Genomic DNA, 15064 nt, shown 5'->3' with positions numbered 1-15064 from the left:
ATTGAATGGCTAATTATATCAAAATCAAAAGCTAATTTGGTATTGCGGAAGAAATTCCGGATAGCAACGAATCTCGAATAAGACTCAATCCGGCTTTTGTGGCCGGTTAAAACTCAGGAAACTGCAGTTTTAAATTTTGGGGATTGTTCGGGATTTGTTTTTTATGACCAGCAGTGGATGTAAGCTGATAAACTTCCGAGGCTTCAAAGCGCGATGCAATATTTATTTCGAATCGATCAGTGAGTGGCTGCATTGTTTCCAAAGCTTTTTTATGCGTGTTATTGTCTTTTGATATGTGGCTCAGAAAGACGCATCTCAATTCACCGTTGGTATGTTTATCCAGCAGTTCAAAAGCCTGGTCGTTCGAGAGGTGCCCAACATTAGATGCAACCCTTTCTTTCAGGAACTGCGGATAGCGGCCTTCCCAAAGCATTTTTTCATCGTAGTTCGATTCCAGGAATAAAGCATTACATTTTGCAACATGTGCTTTTACATTTTCGCACGCTTCACCAATGTCGGTAAAAACGCCAATGTAAATGTCGTTGTAGCTAATTCTGAATGAACACGGGTCGGCAGCATCGTGGAGTTTTTGTACCGGGTGAACAGTAAAATCATCCACCTCGATCGTTTCATCGCAGGTAAAAAACCGCGGGTAATCGGGCCGAAGATTTTTATATGAACCATCGTAGGTTTTGGCGGTCATGTACACCGGAATCTGAAGTCGTTTCCCCATAACCCGTGCACCGCGCATGTGGTCGCTGTGTTCGTGGGTAATAAAAAGTGCCCGTAACTTGCTTGCATCCAGACCGCGTTCTTTCATTCGATTCAGAATCTGCTTGGTAGAAATTCCGGCATCCACTAAAATTGCCGAGTTTTCATTTCCAATGTAATAGCAGTTTCCGTTACTTCCTGATGCGATGGCGCAAATTTCGAGCATATTGTTTTGTTAATTGTCATCGCCTGCATTATTTGCAGGCAATGACTATGGTGTTTTTTATTTTACAAGTTTTGAAATGGCACGGAACGAAGGATCGCCGGCTGAACCTGTTAATTCAAACAGGATCGATTCGTACGAGCTCATCATAATTCCTTCGAAACGGAAACGCTCTTTTGCCAACTCAACATTAGCAGCGGTGCGCGATGAAACACAATCCATAACAACGATAGGGTTTAAACCGGCGGCTTTTAAATCAACAGCAGTTTGCAGTACACACACGTGCGATTCAATTCCACAAATGATGATGTTTTTTGCGTTCAGTTCTTTTAATTTTTCAGCTATCTCAGGAACATCATAACAGCTAAAGTCTTTCTTTTCAAAGTAGCTGAATTCGTCAAAGGCAGCCTGAATTTCGGGTACTGTTTCACCCAATCCTTTTGTGTATTGTTGCGATACCAGCATCGGCACTTCCAGCTCTTTTAAACCCTGTGTTAGTGTTTCGCAATTTTTTAGCAGTGTTTCTTTATCGTTCATGGCAGCAATCAGCCGCTCCTGAATATCGATAACTAATCCAACAGTATTTTCTTTTGTAATTCTCATCTTCAATTTCGGGTTAAAAATCTCTTCAATCTAATTCAATCTTCTATCAATCTTTCTTCTCAGTCTTGGCCTGTAAACGCGATTTGCTACCCAAATAACCACCGTGGTGGCGCTTGGCATAATCGTCGTTGGTAAAACCAATTTTGTTCATCATCGATACCACCAGTGCATCGCCAATAACGGTCATTACGGTGGTGGATGTTGTAGGAGAAAGTCCCAGCGGGCAAACTTCCTGCGGGTTTCCCGTGTAAATAAAAGCGTCGGCATTTTTTGCCAGCACACCTTCAGGGTTACTCGAAATAACGATCAGCGGAATTCCTGCATATAAATTTTCTGCCAGCTCAATCAGCTCAATAATTTCGCGGGTTTTTCCCGAGTTTGAAATCACCAGTAAAACATCGTTTTGTTGTAGCACTCCAAGGTCGCCGTGTTGCGATTCGCTGGGGTGAAGAAAAACCGCCGGTGTTCCGGTTGAGCTAAATGTGGTTGCAATATTTGCTGCAATTTGCCCGGCTTTTCCCATTCCGCTGGTAACCAGTTTTCCATTCTTCTGGTGTACCTGGCGGTGTATCAATTCAATAGCATCAAGCATCCCGTCTTCTACCGGAATAGCCTGAATGGCTTTTGCTTCATGTTCAATAACTTGTCTGATCGCTTCCTTCATTGTAATCTGTTTTAAGTGCTGCAAATCTACTGAAAAAAAAGAAGTGGCTCAGTACAGCATTTCTGTTTTAGCAGAATTTTACAATCAAGTGATTTTTGTTACAGAAAAAATGTGTTGTAAGTCATAAAATTTCAAAACAAAATGAAGGGTTTAACGGTTAAATAATCGTTACATTTAACATTAATTTTTAAAAACTGAAAGTCAATTAGTTAATGAACTAGTGTTGAAACCATGTTTTTGCTTCTGGTCCGGTTATAGTTGGCTTTCGACGACAAACAATTAATATATATGAAAATTCATGAATATCAAGCCCGAAATTTATTCAGGAAGTACGGGATTCCTGTGCCGGAAGGTGTTGTTTGCCACACGGTTGATGAAGTAAAACAAAATGTGTCGGACAAAGACAAGCTGCGTGTAATAAAAGCGCAGGTACATGTTGGAGGACGCGGAAAAGCCGGCGGAGTAAAATTGGCGAATACAAAAGCCGAGGCCGTTGAAAAAGCCGAACAAATTCTTGGAATGGACATAAAAGGCATTACCGTTGAAAAAGTACTGGTTGCCGATGCTGTGGACATTGAAAAGGAATTTTATGTTGGTTTAATCAACGACAGGAACACCAAGTCGGTAACGCTTATGGCAAGTGCCGAAGGTGGTGTTGAAATTGAAGAAGTGGCCAAAGTTTCGCCGGAGAAAATCATTAAAATGCCTATCGATCCATCGATGGGATTAATGCCCTGGCAGGCACGTAAAATTGCCATTCAGCTATTTAGCGATCCAAAAGAAATCCGCCAGTGTGCCAATATTTTGGTAAAACTTTACCGCTTGTATATCGAAACCGACTCTTCGTTGGCAGAGATAAATCCACTTGTTCTTACGCCCGATAAACAGGTTTTGGCTATCGACGGAAAAATGAATTTTGATGACAATGCCTTGTATCGCCAGAAAGAAATTTTGAGCATGCGCGAGGCCGATAAAGAGGAGTTGAAAGAGATTGAAGCAAATGCCAAAGGTCTTTCATACATTAAACTCGATGGAAATATTGGTTGTATGGTAAACGGCGCCGGTTTGGCAATGGCTACCATGGATATGATTAAACTGTATGGCGGCGAACCTGCCAACTTCCTTGATATTGGTGGTTCATCGAATCCGCAAAAAGTGGTGGATGCCATGAATATTTTGCTGAGCGACCAGAATGTGAAATCGGTAATGATCAACATTTTTGGAGGTATTACCCGCTGCGACGATGTAGCCCGCGGTTTGGTAATCGCCCTCGATCAGATAAAAACCGATGTGCCTATTGTAATTCGTTTGTCAGGAACCAATGCAAAAGAAGGTTTGGAAATTATTAAGCAAACAGGATTGCCGGTTGTTGAAACCATGCGCGAAGCGGCTCAAACAGCAATTGAGTTAAGTAAAAAGTAAGGCAGAAGTTTAAAGTAAAAAGTGAAAAAGTAATGAGCATACTTATAAATAAAGATACAAAAGTAATCGTACAGGGAATTACCGGTCGCGACGGAGCTTTCCATACCGAAAAGATGAAAGCCTACGGAACCAATGTTGTTGGTGGAACTTCGCCGGGTAAAGCCGGTCAGGAAGTTGAAGGTGTACCGGTTTTTAACAGTGTTGAAGATGCCGTTAAAGCAACAGGAGCCAATGCATCGGTAATATTTGTACCGGCGGCTTTTGCAGCCGACGCCATTATGGAAGCCAGCTATGCAGGTATTGAGTTAGTGGTTTGTATTACCGAACATGTTCCGGTTCAGGACATGATTAAAGTAACTCCGGTTTTAAAGAAACACGGTACAAAACTGATTGGAGCCAACTGTCCGGGGTTAATTACTCCTGAGGAGTGTTTGATCGGTATTCTTCCGGCAATGATCTTTAAAAAAGGAAACGTTGGTTTAATCTCGCGTTCAGGAACGTTAACCTACGAAGTGGTAAATATGTTGACCGAAAGCGGGCTGGGCCAAACTACCTGTGTAGGAATTGGTGGCGATGCCGTTTCAGGTTTATATTTTATCGATTTGCTGGAGATGTACGAAAACGATCCGGCAACCGAAGCCGTTGTTTTAATTGGTGAAATTGGCGGTGATGCCGAAGAGCAGGCAGCCCGTTTTATCAAGGAGAAAATGACTAAACCTGTGGTTGCGTTTATTGCCGGGCAGTCAGCGCCTCCGGGAAAACGTATGGGACACGCCGGTGCTATTATTTCAAGTGGATCGGGAACTGCGGAAGAAAAGATTAAAGCTTTTAAAGCTGCAGATGTTCCGGTGGCAAAAGAGCCACGGGATATTCCGGGATTAGTAAAAGAAAAGTTGGGATTGTAATATCCGGTTTGAAAAATAGAAAAGAGGCTGTCCGAAATTGGGCAGCCTCTTTTTTGTGGGATAAAGCGCTAAGCGGTTAGAACCATTAAGCGCGTATCGCTTTGTTTTTTATAGAATCTCATCAATATTTTCAGGTGGATTTCCCAATACTGCTTTGTCGCCGTTCACCACGATAGGGCGGTGCAGCAATTTCGGATTTTCAACCAGTACTTTTATCCATTCTTCGTCGCTCAATACTTTTCCTTTGCATTGCTCTTTGTAGTCTTTTTCGTGCTGACGAACAAAGTCAAAAGGTTTTTTGCCGGTTTTGGCAATCAGCTCCGTAAGTTCTTTTTCGTTTAAGCCATCAGTCAGGTAGCTTACAACTTCAAAATTACAACCTTTGTCTTCAAGGTATTGCAGCCCTTTTCGGCTTTTCGAGCAGCGTGGATTGTGATATATTTTCATGTTTTATTCTGTATTTAATTATTTTCTGTTTCTGAATCTGATATCGATTTAATGTAATTGTAGAAGTCCTCCTGCGCCCGGTATTTTTTATCTGTTTCTCCGTCGGAGTAAGTGTTTAATAGTTTTGGATCGAGTATCCGGGCTTTTGAATTATCTTTTAACTGAATGAGTAGTTGTTCTTTTAATTCCGCTTTAATCGACTCGTTGTAAATAGGGCAGGCCACCTCTATTCTTCGGTTCAGATTGCGCGACATCCAGTCGGCTGATGAGATGTACATTTTTTCTTCGCCATCGGCACCAAACAAGAACAGTCGTGTGTGTTCAAGGTATTTATCCACAATGCTAATGGCGGTTATATTTTCGCTGTAGCCTTCCAATCCTATCTGCATTCCGAAAATGCCACGTATAATCAGCTGTATTTTTACACCGGCCTGGGAAGCTTCGTACAGCTTAATCATCATTCCCGGATCAATAAGGCTATTCATCTTCAGGATCATCCACGCAGGTTTTCCCTGTTTGGCCAGCTCTATTTCACGATTTATATTTTTTACAAAGTGTTTGCGCATCGAGAACGGACTTACTACCAGGTGTTCATACCCGAAATGCAGGTAGTTTTGTTTGAAAAACATAAATACTTTTTCCACTTCGTCAGCCAGTCGCGAATCGGCTGTAAGCAAGCCTTTATCGGTATAAACCCTTGCAGTTCCTTCGTGGAAATTCCCTGTGCCAATGTAGGCGTAGTTACGCATTTTACCCTCTTCTTTTCGCTGAACCCACACCAACTTGCTGTGTACTTTCATCCCGGGAACACCGTTTATTACATTGGCGCCTTCTTCCTGCAGTTTGTTGGACCAGAGGATATTCGCCTCTTCATCGAAACGTGCCTGAAGCTCCACTACTACAGTAACCTTCTTCCCGTTTCTTACGGCGTTTAATAGTGCATTCACAACTTTCGAGTCGGCGGCAACACGATAAATCGTAAGTCCTATTTCTTTCACCTGAGGATCGATTGCTGCTTCGCGCAGAAAATCGAGAACATGATTAAAGGTGTGATATGGGAAATGCAACAGAATATCCTTTTGGCGCATCATTTTCAGGATACTGGTAAAAGGAGGCAGGTCTTTGTGTCGGGAAGGAGGCAGGTTGGTATAGTAATGTTCTTTTTTGCCGATCTCAGGAAAATTCATAAAGTCCTTATGATTGTGGTACCGGCCACCCGGGACTGCATCACTTTTTGCCAACCTCATTTTTTTTAGTAAAAAATCGAGCAGATCATCGGGCATTTCACGGTCGTAAAGTAAACGAACCGGCTTTCCTTTTTTGCGCTTTTTCAGGCTGTGGCTCATTTTTTCCACAAAACTTTTCGAAATGTCATCGTCGAGGTCCAACTCAGCATCGCGCGTAATTTTTATGGTATAAGCCCCATACATGTCGTAATCAAAATAGAAGAAAATGTCGGCCATGCAGAAACGAATAATATCGTCGAGATAAAGTACGAACTGTTTGCCATTCTCCTCAGGCAGCACCAAAAAACGCGGTACCGAACGGCCCGGAATTCGGATCAGAGAATAGGCCAGATCTTCAGGGTCTTCTTTTTTCCAAAGCTTAACGGCCAGGTAAACCGAACGATCACGCAAATAAGGGAACTTATTCTTTTTGCTCAGCATAATAGGCACCAGGTTGGGCAATACTTTATCGTAAAAGTAATTGCGCACAAACTCGCCTTGTTTTTCTGTCAGGTCCTTTTCTTCAATGATGAAAATATTATTCTCTTCCAGCTCTTCCAGAATATTGGCATAAATCTCCTGAACCTTATTTTGCTGTTCGTATACAATCTCCTGTATCTTGTTGTGCAATTCTTCCGGCGTCATCTCTCCCAAAAGGTTTTCTTCATCACGGCCAAGCGCAACCATCCGTCGGACAGCTGCCACGCGCACTCTGAAAAATTCATCGAGGTTATTCGAGAAAATTCCGATAAAACGAATGCGTTCGAAAAGCGGTGTTTCCGGATCCTGAGCTTCCTGAAGCACTCTTTCGTTAAACGATAACCAACTTATTTCGCGGTTTATGAACTTTTCTTTTGAGTACATATTGAATGAAGAATTGAACGGTTATTAAATTACAAGACGACCTTTACAAGATGTAAAAAGACAGCGAAAAAAGCAAGAATAAAGCGGGTTTTCGACGATTTATTGCCCGCCAAATTCCATTAAATAGGCTTTGATAAATCCGTCGAGTTCGCCATCGAGTACTGCGTTAATATTTCCCGATTCAAAATTGGTACGTAAGTCTTTTACCATTTTGTAGGGTTGCAGCACATACGAACGGATTTGTGAGCCCCATTCAATCTTCTTTTTCGCCGATTCTATCTCTGCTGTTTTTTCGTGGCGTTTACGCAGTTCCATTTCGTAAAGCTGCGATTTTAAAAGCCTCAGCGCATTTTCTTTGTTGCCCAGTTGCGAGCGGCTTTCGGTATTTTCAATGGTAATTCCGGTTGGTGCATGTCGCAGTCGAACACCGGTTTCCACTTTGTTTACGTTCTGCCCGCCGGCACCTCCGCTTCGGAAAGTATCCCAGGTAATATCTGCGGGATTGATCTCTATTTCGATGGTGTCGTCAACCAGTGGTGCCACATACACCGAAGTGAACGAAGTCATTCGTTTGTTTTGGGCATTAAATGGCGACAAGCGCACCAGGCGGTGCACGCCGTTTTCGCTTTTCAGGTATCCGTAGGCAAATTCACCTTCAATTTCGATGGTGCAGCTTTTTATACCCACCTCGTCGCCGCCCTGCATGTCGGCGATTTTCATTTTGTAGCCCTGTTTCTCAATCCAGCGCGTGTACATCCGAAACAGCATGTCGGCCCAGTCGTTACTTTCGGTACCACCGGCACCTGCATTTATGCGTAACACGGCTCCCAGGCGGTCTTCTTCGTTACGAAGCATATTTTGTGTTTCCAGCTCTTCAATCAGCGTTAGCGTTTCGGTATAAGCCTTATCAACTTCTTCTTCGCTGGCCTCTTCCATCTCGAAAAACTCGTATAGCACAAGGAAATCTTCGGTGGCTTCGTGTACTTTTTTAAAGCCATCGGTCCACACTTTTATGGTGCGGATTTTTTTCATTTGGGCTTCGGCTTCTTTGGGATTATTCCAGAATTCAGGATCCTGGGTTTTTAATTCTTCTTCTTCCTGCTCAATTAACTTTGCATCGTAGTCAAAGATGCCTCCTCAGCGCATCCCGGCGCTCAACAAGGTCTTTTACCTGTTCCTTTAAAATCATTGTTTAACTATTTTTGTTGGACGCAAATGTACGATGAAAAGTTCAGAATCCGGATATTTGATACTGGTTTCTGGATACTAGATTCCGGATTCTTGAAATTACTTGATTGTGGTGGCTGTAGACTGAGACTGATCGCTGCTTTTTATTCCAGCACTTCATTCATATGCCGGTGTATCAATTCCGGTTCAAAACCACGTCCCTGAGTGTAGCGGATAATCTGCCCCATTTTGGTGAATTTGTCTTTCTTCTTAATGGTTTTGGCTTTGTCTTTCATGGTTTTTACCAGCACTTTTATGTATTTCTCTTCATCAATTTTTTCAAGGCCTTTTTCAATGGTGGCATCCGAAAGTCCTTTTTGGCGCAGGTAAAAACGCATTTTTACGCGGCCCCATTTGTTGAATTTAAACTTGTCGTTAACGTAAGCTCTGGCAAATCGTTCGTCGTCGATGTACTTTTCAGCGATCAGTTTTTCGATAATCTCGTCTACAATTTCATCTACAATTTCGTAAGTCAGTATTTTTTTACGGATATCTGCAGAGCATTGCTCCGAACGGCTGCAGAGTTGTGCCATTTTAGAATAGGCCTGTTCAATTTGCTGATCGTGATTTTCCATTCGTTCAAAACCATTTTTAAAGGAAAATAAAAATAGTGAAAAATCTAACTTAATCCTATTCTCCTATTGTACAGCATATAATATATGGTGAGTGGGGGTATTTTCTGGTGTTGTGTCTTTTTTGAAATGACACAACACTAGTCGGCAAGCGATTCTTCTTTGCGTACTCCGGTAAAGAATTCTTCCAAATCGGCCAAAGTCGATTCCGTTTTTTCCACATCGCGAACTACTTCACCTTTATCCAGAATAACAATTCGTGAACACACATCGGCCACATGGTCGAGGTCGTGACTCGAGATCAATAGTGTTTTTTCCTTTTGTTTCGAAAATTCCTTAATGATATTCCGGAGTTGGTACTGCGACGACGGATCGAGGTTCGCAAATGGTTCGTCTAGAATTATTACCTCCGGGTTTCCGAGCAGGGCACCAACTACGCCAACTTTCTTTTGGTTTCCTTTCGACAGGTCGCGAATAAATTTCTTTTTACCCAAAATTTCGTCCTTAAAGAAGTCGGTGTAATCTTCCAGAAAATTGGAAACATCTTTAGCATTCAAACCACGCAATTCGCCAATAAATTCGAAATACTCATCGGGCGTGAGGTAGCCAATCGTAAAACTTTCGTCGATGTAAGCAGCTACCAGCTCTTTCCATTCTTCGGTTTTCGAAACCTGGATTCCGTTGATTACTACTTCGCCTTTATTAGCTCTTATCAGGTCGAGCACGAGTGAGAAGAAGGTGGTTTTTCCGGCTCCGTTGTTACCAACTAAGCCAAATACTTCGCCTTTGGCAATGTGTAATTCTTCAAGATTAAGAACTGTTGTTCCATTGTATATTTTTTGTAAGCTATTTACTTGTATCATGATTTTAAAAGTTTGAAACTGGAAGATTTGCGCTTCCGGCATATGGTTAATTTTTTATTTTTTTCTAACTCGGATTGTTTTCTCGCTGATTACGCAAATAATCGCAGATTTTATTTATCATGTTTTTTGCGAAATCAGCGCTATCTGCGAGCCATTATTTTTTAGGTTGATTTGTAGTTGTAAATCATTTTGTGTTTACGCTTGAGGTATTGCCCGGTAAAATAGTCTATTAAACGCGGGTGAAGGATAATTCCGATAAAACCCAGCGAACCGAAAACGATATAGGCTGCGATACTTCCGAATGCCCACGAAAGCAATCCGTAAAATGCCACCGGACCAAAAACAACCGGGAAGGCCATCAGCCACTGGGTAGCGCCAACGCCCTGGTAGTTAAACGCTGCCCGCTGGTTTAATTCGATTGCTTTTTTACTGTTTAAACCAAGTGCAAATATCACCCACGAGTTTACTCCAACGTTGTAAAGCATAACCACTAAATGAATGTACAGTACCTTTGGCGAAATGTACATGTAGCCCAACGAAAGAAGATAAAAAACAACATTCGTTACTGCCATCAGGAAAAAGGCCGATTGAATCACCTGTTTCATTCGTACGTTTTGAGCCATCAACAAAGGATAGTATTTACCGTGCCATGCCGGGAAAAACTGTCCGTACATCATGCTGAAAACACCTGTCATAAACATACCGCCTAAAACGAGAATAAACTCCGGAATCTCTTCTCCGCCGTTGGTTTTGTAGATCAGTAGTCCGTAGAAAAGAAATAGCACTGACATCATGGCTGTATTTTTCGGGCGTTTGTTACGCATAATCATTTTCACTTCCAGCGACAGCATTTTTCCGTAGTCGCCAACATTGTTCAGCCACGAGAAATCGTGTGTAGATCCTTGTTTTTTCTTTTTGCTGAGTTCGTCGAGATAAAAGCGGCTGTTGATATACGATTGATTTAAAAAGTATAAAGCAACAATCGCGACAGGGAAGATTATTGCAGCGTATGGATTGGCCACAACAAAATCGAAGAGTTTTCCAAAGCCTCCTGTCAGGTCAACGATATTAAAATAGTCGATAGCCGTTAAGCCGGCGGCTAATCCCAGAAAACTGTAAAACAGAACATCCGATTCGTTGGTTCGCCATTTAATGTATAACGCCAGAAAATGGTTTACAAAAATCATAAAAAACAGCGCTGCCAGCCATGCCCAAAAAACGGGAGGCGCCAGTGTTGGTGCTGCTATACGGATAACAAACGGCAGCCCGAGTATTAAAGGCAAAACGTTAAAAAAATGCAGCAACGATTTGTTAAGCATGTAACGCGCAATTCGCTTACGTTTTACCGGTAAAAGTAAAAAAGGCTGAAATCCAAAGGTCGGCAGGTTCTGGATCATAATTCGCAGAACGAGCTCGTAGCCAAAGTAAATCAGCAGCATGGCATTAAATGCCTGAATTGGATTTTCAAGATCTTTTAAATTCTCAGTGAGTTGGAAGCCCATAAAAAAAGCCACCAGCGAAAAATAAATGGCAAAAAAGATAAGGATACCTTTGGTGGCCATGTTTTTGTTTTTCGATGCCGACCGCAGAAATTCGCGCCAGGCAAAGTAGAAGAAGTTTCGTTTCATTTTTAAATTGTGTGATTATTGTTTTTCTTATTTGTTGGTCAGCCGTACTTTGAAAAAGTTACAAAGCAAACTCGGCAAATTGTTCTAAAAAGTGTTCTTTAATCTTTTGGGGCACATAGAAGAACTGTCCGTAGAGAAAAACAGTTAAGGCTACCATAAAAAATGAAAGCCCTAAAAGAATCCAGATGTTTTCAATCGATTTGAGTCCTAAAATGTTAAATGTTTGAAAAGAGATATTGGGTAGTTGTGCAATTACTGAATAAGTCTGAGTTACACGAGAATATTGGTCGACCAATAAAAACGATTTCCCAGGTATTGCTTCTAACTTTGCTTTTTTAAAGATCAGGAAATGATACAGTATAACTCCAATAAACAATAACAGCATAAAACTTCCAATAATCCAAATCGACTTTTCTATAACTTGAAACAGTAAAAACAATCCAAGAGTGCTTACAAAAGTTGTAATTACTTTTGGCCAGCGGTAAAACTTCACTAGATATTTCCAGAGCAAACGGTTGTACTTTCGCTTCAGTTCTCTTTCTTTTTGCTTTTTAATCTTGCTAAACCCATAAATCCCGAATTTTTTAAATGCGTTTTTTAATCCTTCATCAAAACTTAGTTCCGGGTTTTGTTTCCATTGTTCTTCAATGGACGATGCCAGGTGATCAACCAATTCAATTTGTACATCGTAATGGTACACATAATGTCTTCTGCAAAATTGGAAGAGTTGTTCGGTTTCTTCTTGTGTAATGGTTCGGTTCATGGTACTTCTATTTTACAAATTCGGGGAATTGTTGGATAAAATGTTCTTTGATTTTTTGAGGGATGAAAAAAAGATAAGCAAACAGAACAATGGTTGAGCTTACTATGAAAAAGGCGACGGGTAACAAAACAATGAAATTTGCTGGCATACTTATGCTTTGTTCCTCAAGTAATTGAAATGGCAGATTTGCCCCAATAGGTAAATAGCATAGAAACATTGCAAAGTATTGAATGTGTTTAAGTTGATTCAACAATAAAAAAGATTTACCCGAGATGGGGTTTGCTTCGGTTATCGATTTATACCGAAGATGATAAACAAGGTTGCCACAAACTAACACCAAAATATAAATAGCAAATAGCCAATGCAGTTGAGGAACAATTTTAAACAGTGAAACTACTGCCAAACTTAAGGCCAGGGTAAACAGCATTTTTGGCCAACGATAGAATTCAAGCAGATAATGCCACAGAATACGGTTATACTTTCGGGTCAGTGCCCGTTGTTTTTGCTGTTTAACTTGTTGAAATCCGGTCGACCCAAATTTTTGGAGTGCTTTATAAACGGCATACTTAAAGGGATCTTCCGGTTTTTCTACCCAGTGTTGTTCAATTAAGGATGCCAGATGGTCAACCAGTTCAATTTGTAAATCGTATTGAGAAACATCGTGGTTTTCGCAAACTCTAAAAAGATGTTCGGTTTCTTCTTGTGTAATGGTTCGCTTCATTTATGCCAGTTTTGGGTTAATCAATACTTCCATGTTCGAAATAAAACTTTTCATTTCATTCAACAAGTTGGCAGTTTCTTTTTTCCCTTTCTCGGTGATATAATAATACTTCCGTACACGGTTGTTTACTTTGGCCATTTCAACACTCAACAAGCCTTTGGCTTCCAGTTTGTGCAGGGTGGGGTAGAGTGCACCTTCGGTAACTTTAAGTTGTCCGCTGGTAATTCTTTCCACCTCGCGGGTAATCTGGTATCCGTACATTTTGCCTTGCTCTTTTAACAGCGAAAGCACTATGGTTGAAAGACTTCCCTTGTACAAGTTGTTTTTTTGCATGGATTAAAATTATGAAAAATATAATACCTAAGCAAATTAGGCATGTGTTTTGTGCCATGCTTTAGCTTGGCAATTTTAAAATTTCCTATTTAACTTGGCTTCAGCCGTTAATGTATTTTAAAGGCTAAAGCCGATTTTCCATTGTTATAGTGAAATCACCGGGCTGAAGCCACGGTGTAAAATTATTCAAACCTGTCAGTTAAAACCACTCCGTCTTTAAAACGCTCCACTGTCCCGTCGGTATTAAAAACTTCAACCATAACAATATAGGGGCCGGTTGGTAACTGATTTCCATTCTCGTCCTTTCCATTCCAGCTAATTTGTTCGTGCGTTCCCAAAACCGCATTGTCGGACAGTTTACACAGTCGGCGCCCGGCAGTATCGAATACCAGAATGTTGCAAATATATCCGGGGCTGTCCATCGAAAGATCGATTGAGTAATTGTCGTTATAACCGTCATTATTCGGAGAAAAAGCTTCCGGCTGAAATGTCACTGATATTTTTTGTGCTTCATGATTTATAAATTGTGAGTTCTGGTAGCCCGGTGTTCCATACCCCGATTGTGTGGATGCTGAATGCCAGTTAGAAGCATCGTTTGTTGGTGCCGAAAAGGAAATACGTTCGAGTGCAATACCTTCACGATCGTAGAAAATAGGAGAATGCATTTTTTCGTAGTAGTAAAATTCATCGATGATTTCCATATCGCTGTTTAGCAGAACCACGTAATCATCATCGTTATTAAACGAAGGGAATTTTTCCATTTGCAGAAAACACTCGGGACAGTTGATGGAAAACCACGGAAAAACACCAAGCGTATCTTTTGTTAGCGCAAGATATTCGTTGGGAAGCAATTTCTGCTTTTCGCTCGTTAGTGCATAAACTTGTGTAAGCTCCAAATCGCCGTCGCGCGAAGCGAGGTAAAGTTTATTCAGCGGGATTTCTTTTTCCGAGTTGTTGTAAATCTCTACATAATCCTCTCCATCCGGAACCGGGTTAAAAAGTACCTCATTCAAAACAATGTCGCCGGGCTCGATGACAACCGGATTCTTTTCTTCGCCCGAAACAATCACTTCATCTAGGATTACCTTATTCGATGCGTAATGATTATTCATATAAACCACGATTTGCAAATCATTTCCAACAAGCCCGGATTGTTGTGCAACGGTTTGCCCCCAGTTTCCCCGATTATCGCTGTTGATTTCAAAAGATTGTTCTTCACTTTGATCAAGAATAAAAAATGCTTTTAGGTATTTCTGTTCTTCGTTGGTACTGCTGCCTGTTTCGTTGGCATCAAGCTGAATGGTGATATTCTTAAAGGCCGTAATATCGATAATTTCCGAACGCCAAACTACTTCTCCATTAATGTCGCAGCACTCAAAACGCCCGCCGGAAGTTGTAACTGTTTTGGCGTAATCGTCTTCGGTTTCGAGGGCGACCTGGCTAAAATCGAGTGTCCATTTTGTAATGCCGATGAAGTCTGAATTGACACCAGTTCCATCGCTTTTTCCCCAAACGCCTTTATCGGGGATAGAAAAACTTTCGTGCCAGATTTCCTGTGCATTTATTGGGTTGAAAAACAGGATGAAAGAGTATGTTAATAATTTTAGAAGATTGGGTTTCATAGCATTTACAATTAGAAGCAAAATACTAACTTTGACGCACATTTAGACAGAAAAGACTATAAATTTTTTAAAAAATCAAACATGAAAGTTGCAATTGTTGGAGTGAGCGGTGCTGTTGGACAGGAGTTCCTGAAAGTGCTTGCTGAAAGAGATTTTCCTATGGATGAGTTGGTAATTTTTGGTTCGGCAAGAAGTGCCGGCAAAACTTACGAATTTAAGGGTAAACAGCTTACAGTTAAAGAACTCAAACACGGCGACGATTTTAAAGAT

The 15064-nt window shown here is 41.2% G+C and carries 15 protein-coding genes and 1 pseudogene; 3 read left to right on the top strand and 13 right to left on the bottom strand.

The genetic code is table 11. The features are described 5' to 3' along the window. Nucleotides 1-106: 106 nt before the first annotated feature. Genes ABZB17_RS11850 through ABZB17_RS11840 form a run of 3 tightly spaced genes read right to left on the bottom strand, consistent with a single transcriptional unit; the run spans nt 107 to nt 2201 of the window. On the bottom strand, nt 107-937 hold the full coding sequence (locus ABZB17_RS11850) for an MBL fold metallo-hydrolase (RefSeq protein ID WP_372650479.1): 831 nt from the start codon (nt 935-937) through the stop codon (nt 107-109). 57 nt (nt 938-994) lie between these two features. Further along, complete coding sequence (locus ABZB17_RS11845) at nt 995-1537, bottom strand: isochorismatase family protein (RefSeq protein WP_319499710.1); 543 nt, start codon at nt 1535-1537, stop codon at nt 995-997. 46 nt (nt 1538-1583) lie between these two features. Further along, on the bottom strand, nt 1584-2201 hold the full coding sequence (locus ABZB17_RS11840) for an SIS domain-containing protein (RefSeq protein ID WP_319499709.1): 618 nt from the start codon (nt 2199-2201) through the stop codon (nt 1584-1586). 288 nt (nt 2202-2489) lie between these two features. Here ABZB17_RS11840 and sucC point away from each other — a divergent pair, with 288 nt between their 5' ends. Further along, entirely contained in the window at nt 2490-3623 is a 1134-nt protein-coding gene (gene sucC, locus ABZB17_RS11835) for an ADP-forming succinate--CoA ligase subunit beta (protein WP_372650477.1), read from the top strand. Nucleotides 3624-3655: 32 nt separating this feature from the next. Beyond that, the gene (gene sucD, locus ABZB17_RS11830) at nt 3656-4528 is read left to right on the top strand and encodes a succinate--CoA ligase subunit alpha (protein WP_045033541.1); all 873 of its coding nucleotides are present in this window, start codon (nt 3656-3658) and stop codon (nt 4526-4528) included. Between the two features lie 108 nt (nt 4529-4636). Here the strand turns inward: sucD and arsC are convergent, their stop codons facing one another. From arsC to ABZB17_RS11780, 10 genes are all read right to left on the bottom strand, one after another. Continuing rightward, the gene (arsC, locus tag ABZB17_RS11825) at nt 4637-4975 is read right to left on the bottom strand and encodes an arsenate reductase (glutaredoxin) (protein ID WP_372650475.1); all 339 of its coding nucleotides are present in this window, start codon (nt 4973-4975) and stop codon (nt 4637-4639) included. 14 nt (nt 4976-4989) lie between these two features. Continuing rightward, entirely contained in the window at nt 4990-7065 is a 2076-nt protein-coding gene (gene ppk1, locus ABZB17_RS11820; protein WP_372650473.1) for a polyphosphate kinase 1, read from the bottom strand. Nucleotides 7066-7164: 99 nt separating this feature from the next. Beyond that, nucleotides 7165-8254 (bottom strand): peptide chain release factor 2 gene (gene prfB / locus ABZB17_RS11815; protein ID WP_372650471.1). Its coding sequence is split into 2 segments (ribosomal slippage): nt 7165-8190 and nt 8192-8254, totalling 1089 coding nucleotides; the frame shifts between segments, so codons are not numbered across the junction. A 142-nt stretch (nt 8255-8396) separates the two neighbouring features. Continuing rightward, a complete protein-coding gene (locus ABZB17_RS11810) occupies nt 8397-8867 on the bottom strand; it encodes a regulatory protein RecX (RefSeq protein ID WP_372650470.1) in 471 nt (156 codons plus the stop codon). A 137-nt stretch (nt 8868-9004) separates the two neighbouring features. Then, nucleotides 9005-9727: an ABC transporter ATP-binding protein gene (locus tag ABZB17_RS11805; RefSeq protein WP_372650468.1), complete on the bottom strand. Its 723-nt coding sequence runs from the start codon at nt 9725-9727 to the stop codon at nt 9005-9007. 161 nt (nt 9728-9888) lie between these two features. Continuing rightward, nucleotides 9889-11355 (bottom strand): DUF5687 family protein, encoded by a 1467-nt coding sequence (locus tag ABZB17_RS11800; protein ID WP_372650467.1) that lies wholly within the window; start codon nt 11353-11355, stop codon nt 9889-9891. A 58-nt stretch (nt 11356-11413) separates the two neighbouring features. Further along, nucleotides 11414-12118, bottom strand: coding sequence for a hypothetical protein (locus tag ABZB17_RS11795; protein WP_372650466.1), 705 nt, complete (start codon nt 12116-12118; stop codon nt 11414-11416). A gap of 7 nt (nt 12119-12125) precedes the next feature. Next, a complete protein-coding gene (locus ABZB17_RS11790) occupies nt 12126-12839 on the bottom strand; it encodes a hypothetical protein (RefSeq protein WP_372650464.1) in 714 nt (237 codons plus the stop codon). Beyond that, nucleotides 12840-13172 (bottom strand): PadR family transcriptional regulator, encoded by a 333-nt coding sequence (locus tag ABZB17_RS11785; RefSeq protein WP_319479384.1) that lies wholly within the window; start codon nt 13170-13172, stop codon nt 12840-12842. A gap of 182 nt (nt 13173-13354) precedes the next feature. Continuing rightward, nucleotides 13355-14794 (bottom strand): lamin tail domain-containing protein, encoded by a 1440-nt coding sequence (locus tag ABZB17_RS11780; RefSeq protein WP_372650462.1) that lies wholly within the window; start codon nt 14792-14794, stop codon nt 13355-13357. An 81-nt stretch (nt 14795-14875) separates the two neighbouring features. Between ABZB17_RS11780 and ABZB17_RS11775 the strand changes: the two are divergent. Beyond that, nucleotides 14876-15064 (top strand): annotated as a pseudogene (locus ABZB17_RS11775) (aspartate-semialdehyde dehydrogenase); the annotation flags it as partial.

It is taken from the genome of Draconibacterium sp. (assembly GCF_041583095.1).
Taxonomy (GTDB): Bacteria; Bacteroidota; Bacteroidia; order Bacteroidales; family Prolixibacteraceae; genus Draconibacterium.
This window is presented reverse-complemented; position numbering and strand designations above follow the sequence as displayed.

Bases quoted from the DNA above. Each gene is read 5' to 3' on its own strand.
- arsC (WP_372650475.1), bottom strand. From the start codon at position 4,975: ATGAAAATATATCACAATCCACGCTGCTCGAAAAGCCGAAAAGGGCTG.
- ABZB17_RS11780 (WP_372650462.1), bottom strand. From the start codon at position 14,794: ATGAAACCCAATCTTCTAAAATTATTAACATACTCTTTCATCCTGTTT.
- ABZB17_RS11785 (WP_319479384.1), bottom strand. From the start codon at position 13,172: ATGCAAAAAAACAACTTGTACAAGGGAAGTCTTTCAACCATAGTGCTT.
- ppk1 (WP_372650473.1), bottom strand. From the start codon at position 7,065: ATGTACTCAAAAGAAAAGTTCATAAACCGCGAAATAAGTTGGTTATCG.
- ABZB17_RS11810 (WP_372650470.1), bottom strand. From the start codon at position 8,867: ATGGAAAATCACGATCAGCAAATTGAACAGGCCTATTCTAAAATGGCA.
- ABZB17_RS11790 (WP_372650464.1), bottom strand. From the start codon at position 12,839: ATGAAGCGAACCATTACACAAGAAGAAACCGAACATCTTTTTAGAGTT.
- ABZB17_RS11795 (WP_372650466.1), bottom strand. From the start codon at position 12,118: ATGAACCGAACCATTACACAAGAAGAAACCGAACAACTCTTCCAATTT.
- ABZB17_RS11840 (WP_319499709.1), bottom strand. From the start codon at position 2,201: ATGAAGGAAGCGATCAGACAAGTTATTGAACATGAAGCAAAAGCCATT.
- sucD (WP_045033541.1), top strand. From the start codon at position 3,656: ATGAGCATACTTATAAATAAAGATACAAAAGTAATCGTACAGGGAATT.
- ABZB17_RS11845 (WP_319499710.1), bottom strand. From the start codon at position 1,537: ATGAGAATTACAAAAGAAAATACTGTTGGATTAGTTATCGATATTCAG.
- ABZB17_RS11800 (WP_372650467.1), bottom strand. From the start codon at position 11,355: ATGAAACGAAACTTCTTCTACTTTGCCTGGCGCGAATTTCTGCGGTCG.
- ABZB17_RS11850 (WP_372650479.1), bottom strand. From the start codon at position 937: ATGCTCGAAATTTGCGCCATCGCATCAGGAAGTAACGGAAACTGCTAT.
- ABZB17_RS11805 (WP_372650468.1), bottom strand. From the start codon at position 9,727: ATGATACAAGTAAATAGCTTACAAAAAATATACAATGGAACAACAGTT.
- sucC (WP_372650477.1), top strand. From the start codon at position 2,490: ATGAAAATTCATGAATATCAAGCCCGAAATTTATTCAGGAAGTACGGG.